The organism is Cellulomonas sp. (assembly GCF_035634735.1).
Lineage (GTDB): Bacteria > Actinomycetota > Actinomycetes > Actinomycetales > Cellulomonadaceae > Cellulomonas.
In genome coordinates this window covers 1-17773 of sequence record NZ_DASQCJ010000045.1, presented here as the reverse complement: position 1 = coordinate 17773, position 17773 = coordinate 1, and the positions used below count along the sequence as shown (strand labels likewise).

Annotated in this window: 23 protein-coding genes and 1 riboswitch; of the genes, 5 read left to right on the top strand and 18 right to left on the bottom strand. The window is 77.3% G+C overall.

All coding sequences use genetic code 11. The features are described 5' to 3' along the window. Positions 1-56: 56 nt before the first annotated feature. Positions 57-728, bottom strand: coding sequence for a helix-turn-helix domain-containing protein (locus VER05_RS04370; RefSeq protein WP_324844179.1), 672 nt, complete (start codon positions 726-728; stop codon positions 57-59). A 154-nt stretch (positions 729-882) separates the two neighbouring features. On the opposite strand from VER05_RS04370, the gene VER05_RS04365 reads away from it, so the two are divergent. The 3 genes from VER05_RS04365 to moaA are packed head-to-tail and all read left to right on the top strand — an operon-like array spanning position 883 to position 2878. After that, the gene (locus VER05_RS04365; RefSeq protein WP_324844178.1) at positions 883-1437 is read left to right on the top strand and encodes a MogA/MoaB family molybdenum cofactor biosynthesis protein; all 555 of its coding nucleotides are present in this window, start codon (positions 883-885) and stop codon (positions 1435-1437) included. Beyond that, entirely contained in the window at positions 1434-1853 is a 420-nt protein-coding gene (locus VER05_RS04360; protein ID WP_324844177.1) for a molybdenum cofactor biosynthesis protein MoaE, read from the top strand. Before VER05_RS04365 ends, VER05_RS04360 begins: the two co-directional genes overlap by 4 nt. Beyond that, the gene (gene moaA / locus VER05_RS04355) at positions 1850-2878 is read left to right on the top strand and encodes a GTP 3',8-cyclase MoaA (protein ID WP_324844176.1); all 1029 of its coding nucleotides are present in this window, start codon (positions 1850-1852) and stop codon (positions 2876-2878) included. Before VER05_RS04360 ends, moaA begins: the two co-directional genes overlap by 4 nt. 30 nt (positions 2879-2908) lie before the next feature. Here the strand turns inward: moaA and VER05_RS04350 are convergent, their stop codons facing one another. The 13 genes from VER05_RS04350 to VER05_RS04290 form a co-directional block, all read right to left on the bottom strand. Continuing rightward, the gene (locus VER05_RS04350; protein ID WP_324844175.1) at positions 2909-3148 is read right to left on the bottom strand and encodes a MoaD/ThiS family protein; all 240 of its coding nucleotides are present in this window, start codon (positions 3146-3148) and stop codon (positions 2909-2911) included. Next, positions 3145-3438, bottom strand: a complete 294-nt coding sequence (locus VER05_RS04345; RefSeq protein ID WP_324844174.1) for a DUF6457 domain-containing protein — start codon at positions 3436-3438, stop codon at positions 3145-3147. Before VER05_RS04345 ends, VER05_RS04350 begins: the two co-directional genes overlap by 4 nt. Continuing rightward, on the bottom strand, positions 3435-4076 hold the full coding sequence (gene mobA, locus VER05_RS04340; protein ID WP_324844173.1) for a molybdenum cofactor guanylyltransferase: 642 nt from the start codon (positions 4074-4076) through the stop codon (positions 3435-3437). Before mobA ends, VER05_RS04345 begins: the two co-directional genes overlap by 4 nt. Next, positions 4073-4552, bottom strand: coding sequence for a cyclic pyranopterin monophosphate synthase MoaC (gene moaC / locus VER05_RS04335; RefSeq protein WP_324844172.1), 480 nt, complete (start codon positions 4550-4552; stop codon positions 4073-4075). Before moaC ends, mobA begins: the two co-directional genes overlap by 4 nt. Continuing rightward, positions 4549-5763 (bottom strand): gephyrin-like molybdotransferase Glp, encoded by a 1215-nt coding sequence (gene glp, locus VER05_RS04330; protein WP_324844205.1) that lies wholly within the window; start codon positions 5761-5763, stop codon positions 4549-4551. The genes moaC and glp overlap by 4 nt, the downstream gene beginning before the upstream one ends. An 88-nt stretch (positions 5764-5851) precedes the next feature. Continuing rightward, positions 5852-7051 carry a ThiF family adenylyltransferase gene (locus VER05_RS04325; RefSeq protein WP_324844171.1) on the bottom strand — a complete coding sequence of 400 codons (1200 nt, stop codon included), beginning with the start codon at positions 7049-7051 and terminating at the stop codon, positions 5852-5854. Positions 7052-7060: 9 nt separating this feature from the next. Further along, complete coding sequence (locus tag VER05_RS04320; protein WP_324844170.1) at positions 7061-8317, bottom strand: ATP-binding cassette domain-containing protein; 1257 nt, start codon at positions 8315-8317, stop codon at positions 7061-7063. Beyond that, positions 8314-9108 (bottom strand): molybdate ABC transporter permease subunit, encoded by a 795-nt coding sequence (gene modB, locus VER05_RS04315; RefSeq protein ID WP_324844169.1) that lies wholly within the window; start codon positions 9106-9108, stop codon positions 8314-8316. The genes VER05_RS04320 and modB overlap by 4 nt, the downstream gene beginning before the upstream one ends. Then, positions 9108-9920 (bottom strand): molybdate ABC transporter substrate-binding protein, encoded by an 813-nt coding sequence (gene modA / locus VER05_RS04310; protein WP_324844168.1) that lies wholly within the window; start codon positions 9918-9920, stop codon positions 9108-9110. Before modA ends, modB begins: the two co-directional genes overlap by 1 nt. After that, positions 9917-10327: a TOBE domain-containing protein gene (locus VER05_RS04305; protein ID WP_324844167.1), complete on the bottom strand. Its 411-nt coding sequence runs from the start codon at positions 10325-10327 to the stop codon at positions 9917-9919. Before VER05_RS04305 ends, modA begins: the two co-directional genes overlap by 4 nt. Before the next feature lie 86 nt (positions 10328-10413). Beyond that, entirely contained in the window at positions 10414-10959 is a 546-nt protein-coding gene (locus VER05_RS04300; RefSeq protein WP_324844166.1) for a hypothetical protein, read from the bottom strand. Then, positions 10956-12053 (bottom strand): XRE family transcriptional regulator, encoded by a 1098-nt coding sequence (locus VER05_RS04295; protein ID WP_324844165.1) that lies wholly within the window; start codon positions 12051-12053, stop codon positions 10956-10958. The genes VER05_RS04300 and VER05_RS04295 overlap by 4 nt, the downstream gene beginning before the upstream one ends. A gap of 68 nt (positions 12054-12121) precedes the next feature. After that, positions 12122-12913 (bottom strand): phosphatase PAP2 family protein, encoded by a 792-nt coding sequence (locus VER05_RS04290; protein WP_324844164.1) that lies wholly within the window; start codon positions 12911-12913, stop codon positions 12122-12124. 178 nt (positions 12914-13091) lie between these two features. On the opposite strand from VER05_RS04290, the gene VER05_RS04285 reads away from it, so the two are divergent. After that, complete coding sequence (locus VER05_RS04285) at positions 13092-13304, top strand: hypothetical protein (protein WP_324844163.1); 213 nt, start codon at positions 13092-13094, stop codon at positions 13302-13304. A gap of 30 nt (positions 13305-13334) precedes the next feature. Here the strand turns inward: VER05_RS04285 and VER05_RS04280 are convergent, their stop codons facing one another. From VER05_RS04280 to VER05_RS04270, 3 genes are all read right to left on the bottom strand, one after another. Beyond that, positions 13335-13700, bottom strand: coding sequence for a multidrug efflux SMR transporter (locus VER05_RS04280; protein WP_324844162.1), 366 nt, complete (start codon positions 13698-13700; stop codon positions 13335-13337). Position 13701: 1 nt separating this feature from the next. Next, positions 13702-14016 carry a multidrug efflux SMR transporter gene (locus tag VER05_RS04275; protein WP_324844161.1) on the bottom strand — a complete coding sequence of 105 codons (315 nt, stop codon included), beginning with the start codon at positions 14014-14016 and terminating at the stop codon, positions 13702-13704. Positions 14017-14026: 10 nt separating this feature from the next. Next, positions 14027-14093: riboswitch (guanidine-III (ykkC-III) riboswitch) on the bottom strand. Positions 14094-14136: 43 nt separating this feature from the next. Continuing rightward, positions 14137-15369 (bottom strand): MFS transporter, encoded by a 1233-nt coding sequence (locus VER05_RS04270; RefSeq protein ID WP_324844160.1) that lies wholly within the window; start codon positions 15367-15369, stop codon positions 14137-14139. A gap of 321 nt (positions 15370-15690) precedes the next feature. Here VER05_RS04270 and VER05_RS04265 point away from each other — a divergent pair, with 321 nt between their 5' ends. Continuing rightward, complete coding sequence (locus VER05_RS04265) at positions 15691-17172, top strand: immunoglobulin domain-containing protein (RefSeq protein ID WP_324844159.1); 1482 nt, start codon at positions 15691-15693, stop codon at positions 17170-17172. 174 nt (positions 17173-17346) lie between these two features. Here the strand turns inward: VER05_RS04265 and VER05_RS04260 are convergent, their stop codons facing one another. Beyond that, complete coding sequence (locus VER05_RS04260; RefSeq protein WP_324844158.1) at positions 17347-17703, bottom strand: VOC family protein; 357 nt, start codon at positions 17701-17703, stop codon at positions 17347-17349. Positions 17704-17773: the final 70 nt, after the last annotated feature.

The following is a 17773-nucleotide window of genomic DNA, read 5'->3' as shown; positions in this document are numbered from 1 at the left end:
CGGATCGCCGTGACAAATCCTGACCCGAGGGTGTGACGCACGTCTCACCGGCGAGGCTAGCGGGTCGCGGACTCCGGGGCGGGCCCCTCGCCCGGACCGGCGTCGGCGCGCTCCGTCGCGGCGCCGCCCGCGGCCGGCCGGAGCCCGAGGTGCAGCCGGCAGCGGTCCGGCTCGACGAACGGCTCCAGGCGCTCCGCGGTGAGCGGGCCGCCGCACGCCGCGAGCACCCCGCGGATCAGCCCCAGGTGGACGCCGCACACCTCGGCGGTGCGCTCGCGGGCGAGGTCGGCGAACGGGCACCGGTGCAGGCCGACCGCCAGCGGCTCGGGCTCCACCACCGGGTCGAGGCCGACCTCCTCGAGGTGCACCTCCAGCGCCGCGAGCTGGGGGCGGCAGGTGTCGGGGACGGCGCCGTCGTCCGTGCCGGCGGCGTCCTCGAGCAGCCGGGCCCGCAGCCGCTCGTCGAGGCCCGCGCCGGCCGGGCGCTCGACGCAGCGGTAGAGGACCCGCGGCCGGCCGCGGGTGGTCCGGCGCTCGGTCGTCCGCGCGACGAAGCCCGACGCGGCGAGCCGCTCGAGGTGCTCGCGGGCGGTGTTGACGTGCACCCCGGCCCCGCGGGCGAGGTCCTCCACCGCGACGTCGCCGCCCGCCCGCTGCAGCAGGTGCAGCAGCACGACCCGGCTCCGCGAGCCGAGCGCGGCTGCGGCGGGGGCGGGACGGGCCGGCATGGCGCCGAGTATCACGCCGCCCGCCGCGGGGGTCCACCCCCGGTTCCGCCGCGCGGTTTTCCACGGCGACGTCGTCTGGTCGGGCGCCCCGGCCGCGGGTAGCGTCGCGAGGGCGGCGCCGACGCCGCGCCGACCGGGACGCCACGGGGGGACCATGCTGCACGGCGAGGTGGTGGGCCACGACGGCGCGCGGCCGGGCGCGGCGGCCGGTCACCGCGCGGCCCGGCCGGCCGGACGCGGCGCGGTCGTGGTCGCCTCCGACCGGTGCGCCCGCGGGGAGACGACCGACCGCTCCGGGCCGCTCGCGGCCGACCTGCTGCGCGCCGCCGGGCTCGACGTCGGCGACCCCGCGGTGGTGCCGGACGGGGCAGACCCCGTCGCCGCGGCGATCCGCGCCGCCGTCGCCGGGGGCGCGCGCGTGGTGGTGACCAGCGGCGGCACCGGCGTCGGGCCGCGGGACGCGACGCCCGAGGGCACCCGGCCGCTGCTCGCGCGCGAGCTGCCCGGCCTCGCCGAGGCGCTGCGCCGGCACGGCGAGGCGCACGTCGCCACCGCGGTGCTGTCCCGCGGGCTCGCGGGCGTGACCGCCGAGGGCGCGCTGGTGGTCAACCTCCCCGGGAGCCCGGCGGGCGTCGAGCAGGGGCTCGCCGTGCTGGTGCCGCTGCTCGGCCACCTGCTCGACCAGCTCGACGGAGGAGCGCACGGATGATCCACGCCCGGCTGACGGCGGAACCGCTCGACCTGGCCGCCCACCTCGCGGTCCTCGACGACGCGCGGTCCGGCGCCGTCGCGACGTTCGTCGGCCGGGTCCGCGACCACGACCCCGAGGCGGACGGACCGGTGGTCGCGCTCGAGTACTCGGCGCACCCCGACGCGGAGGCGGTCCTGGCCCGGATCGCGGCGGAGGTCGCCGCGGGGCCCGACGTGCTCGGCGTCGCGGTGTCGCACCGGGTCGGCCGGCTGGAGGTGGGCGGCACCTCGGTCGTCGCGGCCGTCAGCACCGCGCACCGGGCGCCGGCGTTCGACGCGTGCCGGGTGCTGGTCGAGCGGGTCAAGGCGGAGCTGCCCGTGTGGAAGCGGCAGCTGCTCGCCGACGGGTCGCACGTGTGGGTGGGGTCGGCGTGACCGGGGGCCGGGGCGGCGCCGCCGACGCCGGCGGCCCGCTGGTCGACCGGTTCGGCCGGGTGCACCGCGACCTGCGGGTCTCGCTGACCGACCGCTGCCAGCTGCGCTGCACGTACTGCATGCCCGCGGACGGCGTCCCCTGGCTGGCCGGCCCCACGATGCTCAGCACGGACGAGATCGTCCGCGTGGCGGGCGTCGCCGTCGGGCTCGGCGTCCGCGAGGTGCGCCTGACCGGCGGCGAGCCGCTGCTCCGCCCGGACGTCGTGGACGTGGTGCGCCGGGTCGCCGCCCTCGAGGGCGCCGAGGGGCCGCCCGAGGTCTCGATCACCACGAACGCCCTCCGGCTGGCCGGCCTCGCGGGGCCGCTGGCCGACGCCGGCCTCGCGCGGGTCAACATCAGCATCGACACCCTGGACCGCGAGCGCTTCGCGCGCCTGACCCGCCGCGACCGGCTGCCGCAGGCGCTCGCCGGCATCGCCGCGGCGGACGCGGCGGGGCTGCACCCGGTCAAGCTCAACGCGGTCGCGATGCGCGGCGTGAACGACGACGAGGTCGTCGCGCTGACCGAGTTCGCCGTCGAGCGCGGCTACGAGATGCGGTTCATCGAGCAGATGCCGCTGGACGCCGGCCACACCTGGCAGCGGACGGACATGGTGACCCAGGCCGAGATCCTCGCCGCGCTGCGCACCCGGTTCGCGCTGACCGAGCTCCCCGGGCGGGGCTCGGCCCCCGCCGAGCGGTGGCTGGTCGACGGCGGCCCGGCGACCGTCGGGGTGATCGCCTCCGTGACGGCCCCGTTCTGCGGGTCGTGCGACCGGGTGCGGCTCACCGCGGACGGGCAGCTGCGCGCGTGCCTGTTCGCGCGGACCGAGACGGACCTGCGCGCGCTGCTGCGCTCGGGGGCCGACGACCGGGCGCTGGCGGCGGCGTTCCGGGCGTGCCTCGCGGGCAAGCGGGCGGGGCACGACATCGACGACCCGGGCTTCCTGCAGCCGGACCGGCCGATGAGCGCGATCGGGGGCTGACGCGTCGCGCGGCCGGGCCTCGGCGCCCGCTCAGCCACCCGCGAACGGCGGCAGCACGTCGACCACCCCGCCCGCGGCCAGCGGGCTGCCCGGGTCGTCGAGCCGCCGGCCGTCGTGCAGGAGCGCGCACCGCCCGAGCACCCGCTCCAGCTCCGCGCCGTGCCGGTCCGCGAGCGCCGCGCGGAGCTCGCCCGCGGTGCCCGCGTCCAGCTGCTCGGTCGCGGTGCCGGCCGCCTCGGCGGCGGCCGCGAAGTAGCGCACCGTGATCACGGCGCCCCCGTCCCCGGGTCGTCGTCGCCCCACGTCCGGGCCGCGGCGGTCAGCCGCGCGAGCACCCGCTCCAGCGCCGCGCGGTCCCCCGAGCCCGCGCCCACCGCGTAGCCGGCGAGGAACCCGGTCAGCGGCACCGCGGGCCGCCCGACGCCGTGCGCGACCTCGCGCGCCAGGTCGAGCACCCGGTCGACGTCGACCGCCGACGGGTCCACGCCGAGCGCCGCCGCCTGCGCCGCGACCCAGCGCTCCAGGTCCTCGCCGGCCGGCTCGTGACGGTCCGTGCTCATCCGGGTCCCTCCCCCGTGCCCGGCCGGCCCGGCGGGCCGGCGTCCGTCAGCGACCGCTCGAGCGCGGCCACCGCCTCCCAGGTGTCCGCGTCCCGGGCCGCGTCGGCCGACCCCTCGAGGCCGACCAGCCGCAGCCCGGCGACCAGGCGCCGCACCGAGCAGCCGTGCACGCCGCCGTCGGCCTCCCGCGCCCGGACCGCCGCGCGCAGGGCGTCCGCGCGGTACACGCCGGCCAGCGGCTGCGGGTACCCGTCCGCGTCCACGAGCACCGCCCCGTCGGCACCGGGGTCGGCGTCCAGGGCGCGGTGCAGGCCGGGCACCGCGGGCGCGGCGAGCGGCATGTCGCACGCCAGCACCAGCACCCGGTCCGCGAGCGGCGCGGGACCCGCGTCGAGCGCGCGCAGCCCGGCCGCCACCCCCGCCGCGGGGCCGCCCGCGGGCGGGTCCTCCAGCGTGGTGCCGACCCCGGGACGCGCGAGCGCGTCGGGCCCGACGACGACGACCCGGCGCGCGCCGGCGGTCGCGTCGAGCGCCCGGTCGAGCAGGGCGCGCCCGGCCACCGGCACCTCGGCCTTGACCACCCCGCCGAGCCGCAGCCCCTGCCCGCCCGCGAGGACGAGCGCGTCGAGCACGGTCACGGGTCCTCCCGGCGCCAGTCGCCGGACCGCCCGCCGGACTTGGCGACGACCCGGACGCCCTCGATCGAGACGCCCCGGTCGAGGCCCTTCACCATGTCGACGACGGCGAGCGCGGCGACGGACACCGCGGTGAGCGCCTCCATCTCGACCCCGGTGCGGTCGGCGGTCCGGACCGTGGCGGTCAGGTCGACGCCGTCGTCGGTGACCTCCAGGTCGACGACCACGCCGTGCACGCCGATGACGTGCGCGAGCGGCAGCAGGTCCGGCGTGCGCTTGGCGGCGGCGATGCCGGCCACCCGCGCCACGGCCAGGACGTCGCCCTTGGGCACGTCGCCCGCGCGCAGCGCCGCGACGACGTGGGCCGGGCACCGCACCCGGCCCTCGGCGGTCGCCGCGCGCACCGTCGGCTGCTTGGCGGTCACGTCCACCATCCGGGCGCGGCCCGCGTCGTCGAGGTGGCCGAAGGGCTGGGTCACGTGTCCGTCCTCAGGATCCGCAGGGTCGCGCCGCGCTCCACGGCGCCGGCGCCCGCCGGCACCACGGCCAGCCCGTCCGACCCTGCCAGACCGGCCACGAGGTGGGAACCCGACCCCCCGGACGCGGCGCGCCGGGCCCGCAGCACGTCGCCGTCCGCGGTCAGGGCGACCGGCATGTACTGGTCGCGGCCGGCCGGGGGCGTCCAGGCGTCGTCCGCGACCGCCTCGACCTCCGGGCGGCCCGCGCCGGTCAGCCCGCGCAGCCGGCGGATCGCGGGCCGCACGAACAGCTCCGCGGACACGTGCGCGCTCACGGGGTTGCCGGGCAGGCAGAGCACCGGCGTCCCGTCGGCCAGGCGCCCCGCACCCTGCGGCTTGCCGGGCTGCATCGCCACGGGCCCGAACCCGACGCCCTGCTTGCGCAGCAGCTCCTTCACCACGTCGTAGGCGCCGGCGGACACGCCTCCGGAGGTGACGACCAGGTCGGCCCCGGCCCCCGCCTCGTCGAGCGCCTCGGCGAGCCGCGCGAGGTCGTCCGCCACCGAGCCGACCCGCACCACCTCGGCGCCCGCGGCGGCGGCCGCGGCGGCGAGGAGCACGGAGTTCGAGTCGGGCAGCTGGCCGTGGGCCAGCGCGGTGCCCGCGGGGACGAGCTCGGAGCCGGTCGACAGCACCGCGACCCGGGGGCGCCGGTGCACCCGCACGGTCCCCGCGTTCACCGCCGCGGCGGCCGCGACCTGCGTCGGGCCGAGCAGCGCGCCCGCGCGGAGCACGAGGTCGCCCGCCGCCACGTCCTCCCCCGCCCGGCGGATGTGCGCAGCCGGCGCCGGCGCCCGGTCGATCCGCACGGTCGCGGTGCCGGCGTCGGTGTGCTCGACGGGGACGACCGCGTCCGCGCCCTCCGGCACGGGGGCGCCGGTCATGATCCGCGCCGCGGTGCCCGGCCCGACGACCACCCTGGCGCCCGACCCGGCCGGCAGGTCCGCCACCACCGGCAGCGTGGCCGGGTGCCCCGGCGCCGCGGCCTCGACGTCCGCCCGGCGCACCGCGTAGCCGTCCATGGCGGAGCTGTCCCAGCGCGGCAGCCGCTCGGCGGCGCGCAGGTCGGCCGCGAGCACGTGGCCGGCGGCGGCGCCCGGCGCCAGGTCGACCACCGGCAGCGGGGCCACCAGGTCGAGGACGGCGGCGAGGTGGTCGGCGACGGACCGCATCGTGGTCACCCGGCTCCTCCGCGTCGTGGTCGGTCGTGCTCCCCGATGTCTACCGCGCCCGGCGCGCGGGCTCCACCCCGGGGCGCCGTCAATAACGCGCGAGCGTCGGGTCCACCTCGTCGACCCAGCCCAGCACGCCGCCGTCCACGTGCGCGACGCCGGTCCGCCCCGCGGCGAGCAGGGCGAGCGCGGCCTGCTCCGACCGGACGCCGCTGCGGCACAGCACGACGACCGGCCGGTCCGCCGGCACCGCGCCCAGGCCCGACCCGTCGAGCACCCGCGCCAGCGGCACGTGCAGCGCGCCCGGGACCGAGACGACGTCGAGCTCGGCGGCCTCCCGGACGTCGAGCAGCGTGAACGGCTCGGCGCCGCGGTCGCGGCGGTCGAGCATGGCGGCGAGCTCGCGGGGGGCGACGAGGGGCACGGCGGGGGGCACGGCGGGGGCGTCCACGGGGACGGCGCAGCCGGGGACCGCGGCGGGCGCGGGGACCGACCCGCCCGCCGGCACCGCCCGGGCCCGCACCGGCACCTCCGACCACCGGGCCGCGAGCGCGTCCAGCACCAGCACCCGCCCGAGCAGTGGCCGCCCGGTCCCGGTCACCAGCTTCACGACCTCGGTCGCCATCAGGCTCCCGACCTGGCCGCACATCGCCCCGAGCACGCCGCCCTCCGCGCACGACGGCACGGTGCCGGGCTCGGGCGGCTCGGGGAACAGGTCCCGCAGCCCGACCCCGGGCACCCCGGCGGGCGGCGCGCCCCAGAACACGCTCACCTGCGCGTCGAACCGGAAGACCGAGCCCCACACCTCGGGCAGCCCGAGCCGCGCGCACGCGTCGGCCACGAGGTACCGGGTCGGGAAGTTGTCGGTGCCGTCGACCACGACATCGTAGTCGGCCAGCAGGTCCACCGTCCCGGCGTCGAGCCGCACGTGGTGGGTCACCACCCGCACCCCCGGGTCGAGCCGGTGCACCGCCTCCGCGGCGCTGTCGACCTTCCGCCGTCCGACGTCCGCCACCCCATGCACCACCTGGCGCTGCAGGTTCGACAGCTCGACCTCGTCCGCGTCGACCACGCCGATCGTGCCCACCCCCGCGGCCGCGAGGTACTGCAACACCGGCGCCCCGAGCCCGCCGGCGCCCACCACGCAGACGCGGGCGGCCCGGAGGCGGCGCTGGCCGAGCTCGCCGAGGGCGGGTAGCAGCAGGTGCCGCGACCAGCGCTCGCGCTCGGCGGACGTCAGCGGCGGCCCCGGCTCGACGAGCGGGGGAAGGGACGGCTCCGGCTCCACCCGGCCAGGCTAGGACCCCGGGGCCCGCCGCGGGAGTGCGGCGTCGGGCGGCGCCGCGACCAGCACGGCGGGGGCGACGGTGCGGAGGCGGAGCAGCGGGTCGGCGCGCGGGGCCGAGCGCTCCTCCCCGGGGGCCGCCGCGGCGGCGTCCGCGAGCGCCGCGGCGCGGTACGCGGCGAGCAGGGGCTGCGGGTGCCCGTCGGGGCCGAGCGCGACCGCGGCGCGGGCCCCCGGGTGCTCGGCGAGCGCGGCGAGGAGCCGGGGCACGGCGGCGACGGCGCCCGGCCGGTCCCCGGGCACGACGACCGCCACGTCCACGCCGTCCCCCAGCGCGCGGAGCCCGGCGGCGAGCGCCGCGACGGGTCCGCCGCCGGCCGCGCCCCGGAGCAGCCGGACGTGCGGACGCCGGCCGTCGGGCGCCGCGGGGCCGGGATGCTCGGCGAGGAGGACCGTGGGCCACGGCGCGAGGGCGTCGAGCACCGGGCCGAGGCCCGCGGCGGTGGCGGCCTCGGGCCCGGGCGCTCGGCCGCCCGCGCCGTCCGCGCCACCCGCGACGACCAGGGCCCCCACCCGACCCGCGTCCGCCGCCCCGGGCGCGCTCCCGGCGGCCGTCGCCCCCCGGGCCACCACCCGCCCCCGGTCCAGCCGCACCACCCGGTCCGCGAGCCCGTCCAGGTCGGCCGCGTCGTGCGACACCAGCAGCACCGGCACCCCCGCCTCGGCCAGGTGCTCCCGGAGCAGCGCGCGCACCTCCGCCCGCGAGCCCGCGTCGAGCGCCGAGAACGGCTCGTCGAGCAGGAGCAGCCGGGGGCGCGAGGCCAGCGCCCGGGCCAGCGCCACCCGCTGCGACTGCCCGCCCGACAGCCGGGCCGCCCGGAGCCCCGCGCGGTCGCCGACCCCGAGCCGGTCGAGCCAGCGCGCCGCCTCCGTCCGCGCGTCCGCCGCACGCACCCCGCGGGCGCGCAGCCCGAACGCCGCGTTCTCCAGCGCGGACAGGTGCGGCACCAGCAGGTGGTCCTGGAACACGGTGCCGATCCCCCGCTCGGCGGACGGCACGTGCACGCCGTCGCCGTCGAGGACCCGGCCGGCGAGCTCGACCCGGCTGCCGGCGGCGGGCACCAGGCCGGTCAGCGCGTGCAGCGCCGTGGTCTTGCCGGAGCCGTTGGCCCCGACCAGCGCGACGACCTCGCCGGGACCGGCGTCGAGCGCCACGTCCAGCGCGAAGTCGCCCCGCCGGACCGCGAGCCGCGCGCGCAGGCCGGTCACGCCCGCACCCCGGTGAGCCAGCGGCCGCGCAGCGCGAGCAGGATGACCAGGCTGACCGCGACGAGCACCAGCGACAGCGCGATCGCCGCCTCGGGGTCGCTCTCCATCGTCAGGTAGATCGCCAGCGGCATCGTCCGGGTCGCGCCCGGGAAGTTGCCGGCGAACGTGATCGTCGCGCCGAACTCGCCCAGCGCGCGGGCGAACGCGAGCACCGCGCCGGACACGATGCCCGGCAGCGCCCGCGGCAGCGTGACCCGGCGCAGCACGTACCAGGGGCTCGCGCCGAACGTGGCGGCGGCCGCCTCGGTGCGGCCGTCCAGCCCCCGCAGCGTGCCCTCGACGGCGATCACCAGGAACGGCAGCGCCACGAACGTCTCCGCGATCACCACCGCGGGCGTCGTGAACGGCAGCGTCACGCCGGTCCACCGCTCCAGCGGCCCGCCGAGCAGCCCGACCCGCCCGAGCAGCATGAGCAGCGCGACGCCGCCGACGACGGGTGGCAGCACCAGCGGCACCGTGACCAACGCGCGCACCACCCGGGCCGCCCACCCCCCGGAGCGGGCGAGCACCCACGCGAGCGGCACGCCGAGGACCAGGCAGATCGCCGTCGCCGCCGTCGCGCAGCGCAGGGACAGCCCCAGCGCCTCGACCACCGGCTCCGAGGCGATCGTCGTCGTCAGCCGCCCCCACGGCGCCCGGACGACCAGCGCGACGAACGGCAGGACCAGCAGCGCGACGGCCAGCGCCGCGGGGACGAGCAGGCCGGCGGGCGCGCGGGGGCGGGTGCGCATCAGCTCACGACGAACCCGGCGGCCTCGAGCGCCTCGGCCCCGACGACGGACAGCACCAGGTCCCGGAACGCGGCGGCGGCCTCGGGGTTCGGCGCGTCGGCGAGCACGGCGACCGGGTAGTCGTTCACCACGTCGACGTCCTCGGGCACGTCGACGCCCTCGACGGCGTCGCCGGCCGCGATCACGTCCGTCCGGTAGACCACGGCCGCGTCGACCTCGCCGAGCACCACCTTGGTCAGCGTCGCGGACACGTCCTTCTCGTACGTGTCGGGCTGCGGGACGACGCCCGCGGCCGCGAACATCTCCGCCGCGGCCGACCCGCACGGCACCTCGGCGGCGCACAGCGCGAGCGTGCGGTCCGGGTCGGCGAAGTCCTCGACGCCGGTGACGCCGCCCGGGTTGCCGGCCGGCACCGCGATCTGCAGCGTGTTCGTGGCGAACACCTCGGGCGTCCCGGTGAGGTCGGCGACCTGCTCCATCGTGCTCGTGTTCGCGGTCGCCAGCAGGTCCGCGGGCGCGCCGGCCCGCACCTGCTGCGCCAGGGCCGAGCTCGCCCCGAAGCCGAACGTCACGGTGGCGCCGGGGTTCTCCTGCTCGAACCGCTCGCCGAGCTGGGTGAACACCTCGCTCAGCGAGGCGGCCGCGAGCACCACGACCTCGCCGGTGAGCTGCGGTGCCGCGGTCGCGTCGCCGCCCGCCTCGGCGGCGCCCGGGGGCGCGTCGGTCCCGCCGGGGGCCGACGAGCAGCCGGCGAGCGCGGCGGCCACGGCGACGAGCAGGGCGAGCGCCGTGCGGGTCCGGGTGGTGGTCATCCTGGCTGCTCCCCCTCCAGCGAGACGTTGGTGGCCTTCACCGTGGCGATCGCGGCGCTGCCGACCTCCAGGCCGAGCTCGTCGACCGCCTCGCGGCTGATCAGCGACACGACCCGGAACGGCCCCGCCTGCAGCTCGACCTGCGCCATCACGGTGTCCTTCGTGACCCGGGTGACCACCCCGCGCAGCCGGTTCCGCATCGACACCGTCGCCGCCCGGCCGTCGGTGGCCGACCGGCGCTCGCCCTGGCGGCGCAGCTCCTCCGCCAGGTCGACGCCCTCGACCGTCCACCGGCCCGTGCCGGGATCGCGGTGCCCGGGCAGGCGCCCCTGCTCGATCCACCGGCGGACCGTGTCGTCGCTGACCCCGACCAGGTCGGCCGCCTCGCTCACCGTGAAGGTGGTCATGCGGCGAACCTAGCGCGGTTCGGCCCGCATCTGCGTCCCGAGCGGGGTCACGGATCCGCATCTGCGTGCTCGGGGCGCGTCGCGGCTCACCCGAACCACGTCAGGTCGAAGCTCCGGCGGTCGTGGACACCGGGTGGATTCCCCCGGGCACGCGCGCGCAGTGTCAGCACGTAGCCCCACAGGGTGTCCGTGTCGACGAGCTTGACCTTGCCCGCGAGCCGGAGCAGGTCCCACGTCGTGTAGGTCGTGATCCCCCGCATGTCGGCGAGCATGCGCGCGTCCCGGTCGTCGGTCGCGAAGGCCGCGTCGATCTGCCGACCCGAGATGATCGCGACCGTCTCGGCTTCGCCGAGGTGCCTCGTCGGACCGTCGCCCGGCCCGACGAGCCGGTCTCGGAGCAGCCGGACCTCCAGGTGCTCGGCCGGCGTAGCGGGGTACAGCGGCGACCCCAGGATCGCGGGGTACGCGGCCATCGCCTCCAGCCCGACCTCCTTCTCGGACTGCGCGCACTCGTCGGAGACGGCGGCGCACCACCGGCCCTGGCCCCGCATGATCCGGTCGAGGATGTCGACGCGGTTGAGCAGAGCGAAGTTGATCAGGACCGTGTTGTCCGGGAAGAGGATCGTCGTCATGGCGTCGGCATCAGCCCCAGGCCGACGGCGAGCTCGTCGACGTCGCCGCCCGGACGGGCGGGAGGTTCGACCTCCAGCTCGTCCACAGCCACGTCGAGCATCCACGCGAGCGTCCGGGCGCTGATCGCGCCCGACTCGACCAGGTCGACGTGCGCGCGCAGCAGCGGCTGGGGGAAGCGCCGGCGGGCCGCCTCATCCATCCGCGCGGTGATCGCGTCGAGGCCCGGCTCCGGGCAGCGCCAGTGGCGGCGGAGCAGCCGCTGTGTCTTCTGGCCCATCCACTCGCGCAGGACGAGAGGGGCCTCGATCCCGAGCGCGTCCAGGCGGTTCGCCGTCGCGTCGATCGACACCCCGTGGTCCCAGACCCAGGACGCGAGGCCCTCGACCGTCAGACTCGGGAAGTCGGCCGCGACGACGTCGGCGCGCGGCATCAGCAGGTCGGCCGCCCACCGGTTCGCGGCGAGCTCCGCCGCCTCGGTGGCCGGCTCGTCGTCCAGGTGGCCGGCGGCGACGTGCGCGAGCTCGTGAGCAAGGGAGAAGTTCTCCCAGAACCAGTTCCCCGTGGCAGGCACGGCGATCACGTACCGCCCGTCGACCGCGAAGCTGTAGCCGGTCGAGAGGTCCGGCACGCGGACGACGTCGACCGCCAGCCGCTCCTCGAGCCGGTCGATGAACGGCCGCACGAAGCCGCTGCCGAGGACCTCACGCATCTCCGCGGGGGTGCGCGGGACGTCGTGCGACGGCGGCAGCGCCCCCGCCTGGCGGTAGGCCAGCTCGAGATCGGCCAGGATCAGCTCGTCCTGGTCGCGTCCCGGGACGTCACGGGCGCCGGTGTCCCGGTCGAACCGGTGGCGCGCGGCGTACCGCCGGCGGTGCGGGTCGGGCTCTCCGGTGATCAGCCAGTGGACCTCGACGCCCAGGTAGTCGGCGAGCCGGGCGAGCTCGACGGACGAGAAGGCCCGCTTGTCGTTCATGGCACGCGAGAGCGCGTCGGGCGTCATGCCGACGGCCTCGGCGACCTGGTACTGCGTCACCGAGGACGCCCGGTCCGCGATCGCCCGACGAACGCGCGCGCCGATCGTCTGGGTGTCCATCACCCCACGGTAGTGCCGTTCGTTGGCATTTTCCCAACGACTCGCGGCGGCGGCTCGTGCCGGCCGGCTCACCCCGCGGGCGTCGCCCCCGCGTCGTCGCCGCCGGCGCCCGCCGTCATCCGCGCGGCCCGCACCGCCCGCCGCCGGTCGACCACGACCACCACGCCGAGCACCGCGACGGCCAGCGCGAACCCCGCGATCACGTCGGTGAGGAAGTGGTACCCGAGGTACAGCCGGCTCCCGGCGACCAGCGCGATCCCCAGGCCGGTCGACAGCGCCCAGAGCACCAGCGACCGCACGTGCGGGCTGCGGATCCAGATCAGGTACCCGGCGGTGAGCAGGAACGTCGCCGTGCCGACGGTGTGCCCCGACGGGAACGAGTAGGTGGACTCCGAGCCGGGCACCGACATCGTGTCGAGCGGCGGGCGCGGCCGGCCCACCGCCGACTTGATCGCCACCGACACGAGCGTCGACAGCACCATGGCGCCGGCGAGCAGGGCGGGCTGCCACCACGAGCGGGTCACCAGCCCCCACACCAGGCACGCGGCCACCACCACGACCGGCAGCACGCTCGGCCCGGTCACCGCCGAGACCCCGGTGAGGAACGCCGTCACCGCCGGGCCGCGCGCGGCGACCAGCCAGTCGAGCACCGGCAGGTCGGCCTCGGCGAGGTCGTCGCCCTCCGCCACGGCGTCGTGCACGACGAGCAGGCCGACCACCCCGACCACGACCAGCAGCAGGCCGATGACGACGGCCGCGCCGGACGTCGGGTCGCGCACCTCGCCGCGGCGGGCCCAGAGCGCGAGCGACGACCGGCGGGTGGCTGCGGCGGCGCGGCGGTACCAGGGCTCGGGTGACATCGGGCGATCGTCGCAGCAGCGGCGCGCGGGCGCCCGGGGAAGGACCCGTGGCCGGCACCCGAGCCGGCGCGTGCGGCAGCAGCCGGCCGATGGTCCTACGGCGGCGGACCGCCGGGGTGGGACCGTGCTCGGGCCGGCCGGGCACCGCCCCGGCGCCCACCTGCGAGGAGGCACGACCGTGAGGGATTCCGTGGTGGAGGCCGGCGACGCCGGCACCGGGCGTCGCCCGGCTCGCACGGCGGCCCTCCTGATGGTGCTCGCGTCGCTGTCCGTGATCGCCGCGATCTCCGTCCTGGCCGAGGGCGGGAGCGCGGCCGTGGCGGGAGCTCTCGCCGTGATGGGCGCGGCCGGGCTCGTCGCCGCACGCCGGTCCCGCCGCCCCGCCGCCTGACCTCGTCCGGCACCCCCGCACCGTCCGCCCTCAGGACGGCGGTGCGTCCTCCGGCGCGCGCGCGGCCCTCGGCCCCGGCTCGTGCGGGACCAGCTTGAGCCCGATGACCGCGGCGACGATGCCGACGAGGAACAGCACCTTCGCCGGCGAGGCGGTCTCGCCGCCCGCGACCATCGCGTAGGTGACCGTCAGCGCCGCGCCCACGCCGACCCACACCGCGTAGGCCGTTCCGATCGGGATGGTCCGGGTGGCCCAGGCGAGGCCGGCCATGCTGGCCGTGAGCGCCACGAAGAACACGATCGTCGGCGTCGGACGGCTCAGGCCGTCGGACATCCCGAGCGCGGTCGCCCACACCGCCTCGAACACGGCGCTGACCAGCAGCACGATCCACGGCACGTCAGCTCACCGCCTTCAGGCCGACGACCGAGCCGATGAGCAGGACCAGCAGCGCGACCCGGGCGACGCCGAGCCGGTCCTGGCCGGTCACCGCAGCCCACAGGACCGTGAGCGTCGCGCCGATGCCGACCCACACGGCGTACGCCGTGCCCGTCGGCAGGGACTGCATGGCCCACGCGAGGCCGACCATGCTCAGGCCCATCGAGAGGAGGAAGACGACCGTCGGGACCGCGCGCCGGAAGCCGTGCGAGGCGGCGAGCGCCGTCGCCCACACCGCCTCGAGCATGCCGGAGCCGATCAGGATGAACCACGCCATGGCGAACCCGTCTGAGTCAGTCTTGTCGTGGTGCGGGTACTGCTCCCTCGTCCGCGAGCCCTGTCGCCGGGCTCCGCGTCGATGCTAACCCGGGCCGCGGCGGGGGTCGAGGCGGTCGCGTCAGACCGAGGTCACCCCGGCCGGGCTGGGTTCCCGGCGCGCCACGAGGCGGTTCAGGCGCTCGGACATGACCAGGCCCAGCGCGACCAGCACCGCCGCGAACAGCGGGAAGATCCACGTCCCCGCCCAGGCCGACAGCACCCCGAACAGCGGCGGCGCGAGCGTCGAGCCGGTGTACGCCGCGGCCATCTGGATGCCGATGATCGCCTGCGAGCTGCTGCGGCCGAAGTTGACCGGCGTCGAGTGGATGATCGCGGGGTAGATCGGCGCGCAGCCGAGCCCGGCGACCACGAGGCCCGCGAGCGCGAGCACGTCGGTCCCGACCGGGAGGCCGATGAGCGCGACGCCGACCGCGACGGTCGCGAAGCCCCCGCGGATGAGGAGCGTGTCGCCGATGCGGTCGGCGAAGAACCCGGCCAGGAACCGCCCGCCGGTGATGCCCAGCAGGAACAGCGAGCCGAACGCCGCCGCCGTGGCGGTGTCGACCCCGCGGTCGGTGACGAGGTAGGTCGACGCCCACAGGATCGCGGTGCTCTCGAGGGCGCAGTAGGCGAAGAACGCGGTGAGGATCAGCAGGACGCCCGGGATGCGCAGCGCCTGCGCCAGCGGGACGTGCGCGCGGGTCGTCGACGGGTCGTCCCCGCCGGCGCCGGCAGCGTCCGCGGACCCGGCCGCGCGGACGGCGTTGACCCGGCCCCAGAGCGGCAGGCTGACGAGCAGCACGACCGTCAGGGCGATCTGGATCCCGCCGACGATCCCGTAGGCCCCCGACCACCCGAGCTGGGTGCCGAGCGCGTAGCTCATGATGAACGGGCTGATCGACGCGCCCACGCCCCAGAAGCTGTGCAGCCAGTTCATGTGGCGCGCGGCGTAGTGCAGGGCGACGTAGTTGTTGAGCGCCGCATCGACCGCGCCCGCCCCGAGGCCGTACGGGATCGCCCACAGGCAGAGCAGCCAGAACGACCCGGACAGCGAGAAGCCCACCAGCGCGGCCGCCGTCATCCCGACGCTGACGGCGGTGACCAGCCCGGCCCCGAACCGGCGCGTGAGGCGGTCGGACGCGAGGCTGGACACGATCGTCCCGACCGAGATGATCATCGTCAGGATGCCCGCGAACGCCAGGGGGACGCCGAGGTCCTCGTGCATCACGGGCCACCCGGAGCCGACCAGGGAGTCGGGCAGCCCGAGGCTGATGAAGGCGACGTAGACGATCGTCAGGAGGAGCGAGTACACGGCGTGCGGTGCTGCCTTTCCGCGGTTCGGACGTCCTTGGCCCCGCCGGCGAGCGAGCGCAGCGTTGCCGGGCGATCCTACCGACCGGTCGGGGTCGGCCGCGGGTGGCCCTCTCATCTCGACGCGCAGGTCGACGTCGCCGGCCACGCAGCTGCCGCCACCCAGCCCGTACCACCCCGTCTCGACTCCCCGTAACTCGCCCGGCACACCGGCCCGAGGCCGGGGAGCCGGACGACGCTGGTCGCACCGCGGCGACCTCGTGCGACCCCACCTCGCTCGCCGTCGTCGCCGCTGATCCCGACACGAAAGGTGATGATCCCCGTGCTGCGCCGACTCTGCTCGGTCCTCGCGTGCCTGGCGACCCTGGGCGTGCTCGTCGTCGCGCCACCGGCGGGGTCGGCGGCAGCGGTCGCCGAGGGCTCCGAGGGCGTCGCCGGCACCGAGGGCGACACCGACGACGTCCCGCCGGGGACGCGCGGCCTCAACAACATGACCAACCCGGGCGTCCAGACGGCCGTCGAGCGCGGCTCCCTCTCGTTCGGCGTCGAGGGTCACCTGGGGTCCGTCGTCGGGGGGTACGCCTACCTCCAGCGATGGGTCGACACCGCGACGAACCCGTGGCCCGCGTGCGAGCGCGACGAAGCGCTCAACGACCTGTGGCGGCGTGGGCAGCTCGACCACCAGACCAAGTGGATCAGCGGCACGCTCGGCACGAAACGGCTCGACTGGTCGCTGTCCGCTACGGATCTCACGGCCGACCGCGCAGGGCGTTACCGGGTGGCCACCTGGACCGGTATCGGCTCGGGTCGCCACGCCTACGTCTGCTTCTCGATCTACCTCCGCCTCCACGCGCCGTTCGTGAGCAACCCGCAGTCGACCACGGTGAACGAGCGCGGAACCGCGACCTTCACGTCGACCTCCTCCTCGCCCACCGGCACCATCGCACCCTCCACCCAGTGGCAGAGGTCGACCGACGGCGGATCGACGTGGACCGACATCAACGGCGCCCGGTCCACCACCTACACCGTCAGCAACGTCACCGCGGAGATGCACGGCCACCGGTACCGAGCCGTCCACCAGCGCCTCGCCACCAACGAGTTCCAGCTCAGCTCGGACGCCGTCTCCACGACCGCCGCGACCCTGAACGTGCGTGCGGCGGCCCGGATCGCGCAGCACCCGTCCGGAGTCACCGTGGACCCCGGGCAGACGGCCTCGTTCTCCGTGACCGCGACCGGCCAGGCGCCGCTGACCTACCAGTGGCAGCGGTCCACCGACGGCGGCAGCACGTGGACCGACCTGACCGGTCAGACCGGCGCGTCCCTGACCGTCGAGGGCGCGACCGCCGAGATGGACGGTCACCGGTTCCAGGTCCGGGTGAACAACGTGGTGGGCGTGCCGGCCACGTCCGAGGCCGCCGTGCTCACGGTCCGCCAGCCCCCCGTGATCACCGCCCAGCCGGAGCCCCGGACCGTCACGGCCGGCGAGACGGCGGAGTTCGCCGTCGCCGCCGAGGGCACGGGCGACCTCGGCGTGCAGTGGCACCGCTCGTCCGACGGCGGGGAGACCTGGACCCCGCTCGACGGGCAGACCGGCTGGTCGATGACCACCTCGCCCACGACCATCGCCATGTCCGGGTGGCTGTACCGCGCCGAGGTCACCGACCCCGCCCTCGCGGGAGCCGCCGGGAGCGTCACCTCCGAGCCGGCCACCCTGACCGTCCGGCCGCGGGTGACGATCCAGGTCACGGTGACCCCCCGGGTCGTCCTGGTCGACCGCCTCCCCGCGTGGGAGGCCGCCCCGTGAGACCCGCGCGCGTGGCGAGGACCGTCCCGGCGAGCGCCCCGGCGTCCTCGCTCTTCGAGGACCGACGACCTCCGGCGTAGCCCCGCGCCGCCTGGCACCGTCGCCGCGTTCTGGTGGGCGTCGGCCGCGCCGTCGCGCCCCGCCGCGGTGAGACCAGCGGTCAGCGCGGCCCCGTCAGGCGCCGTCCGCCTGCGCGACGCAGAACTGGTTGCCGTCGGGGTCGGCGACGACCGTCCAGCGGAACCCGGGCATCTCCTGCTGCGCCACCAGCGTCGCGCCGTCCGCGAGGAGGGCGCGCACGGCGGACTCCCGGTCCTGCGCGTGCATGTCGAGGTGCACGCGGTTCTTCCCGGGCGTGGGGTCGGCGACCTTCTGGAACGCGAGCGCGGGGCCGTCGGGCCGCTCGACGGTGACGAACCAGCCGTCCGCCTCGTCGCGCGCGGTCCCGCCGACGTGCCGGGCCCACCACGTCGCCAGGGCGACCGCGTCGGTGGTGTCGAAGGTGATCATGCCCACGGAGAGGGTCGTCATGACCACACCGTAGGGCGCGGCCGGCCTCGCAGGGGCCCGTTCCGCGGAGCCGCGGCGGGCTCACGCGTGC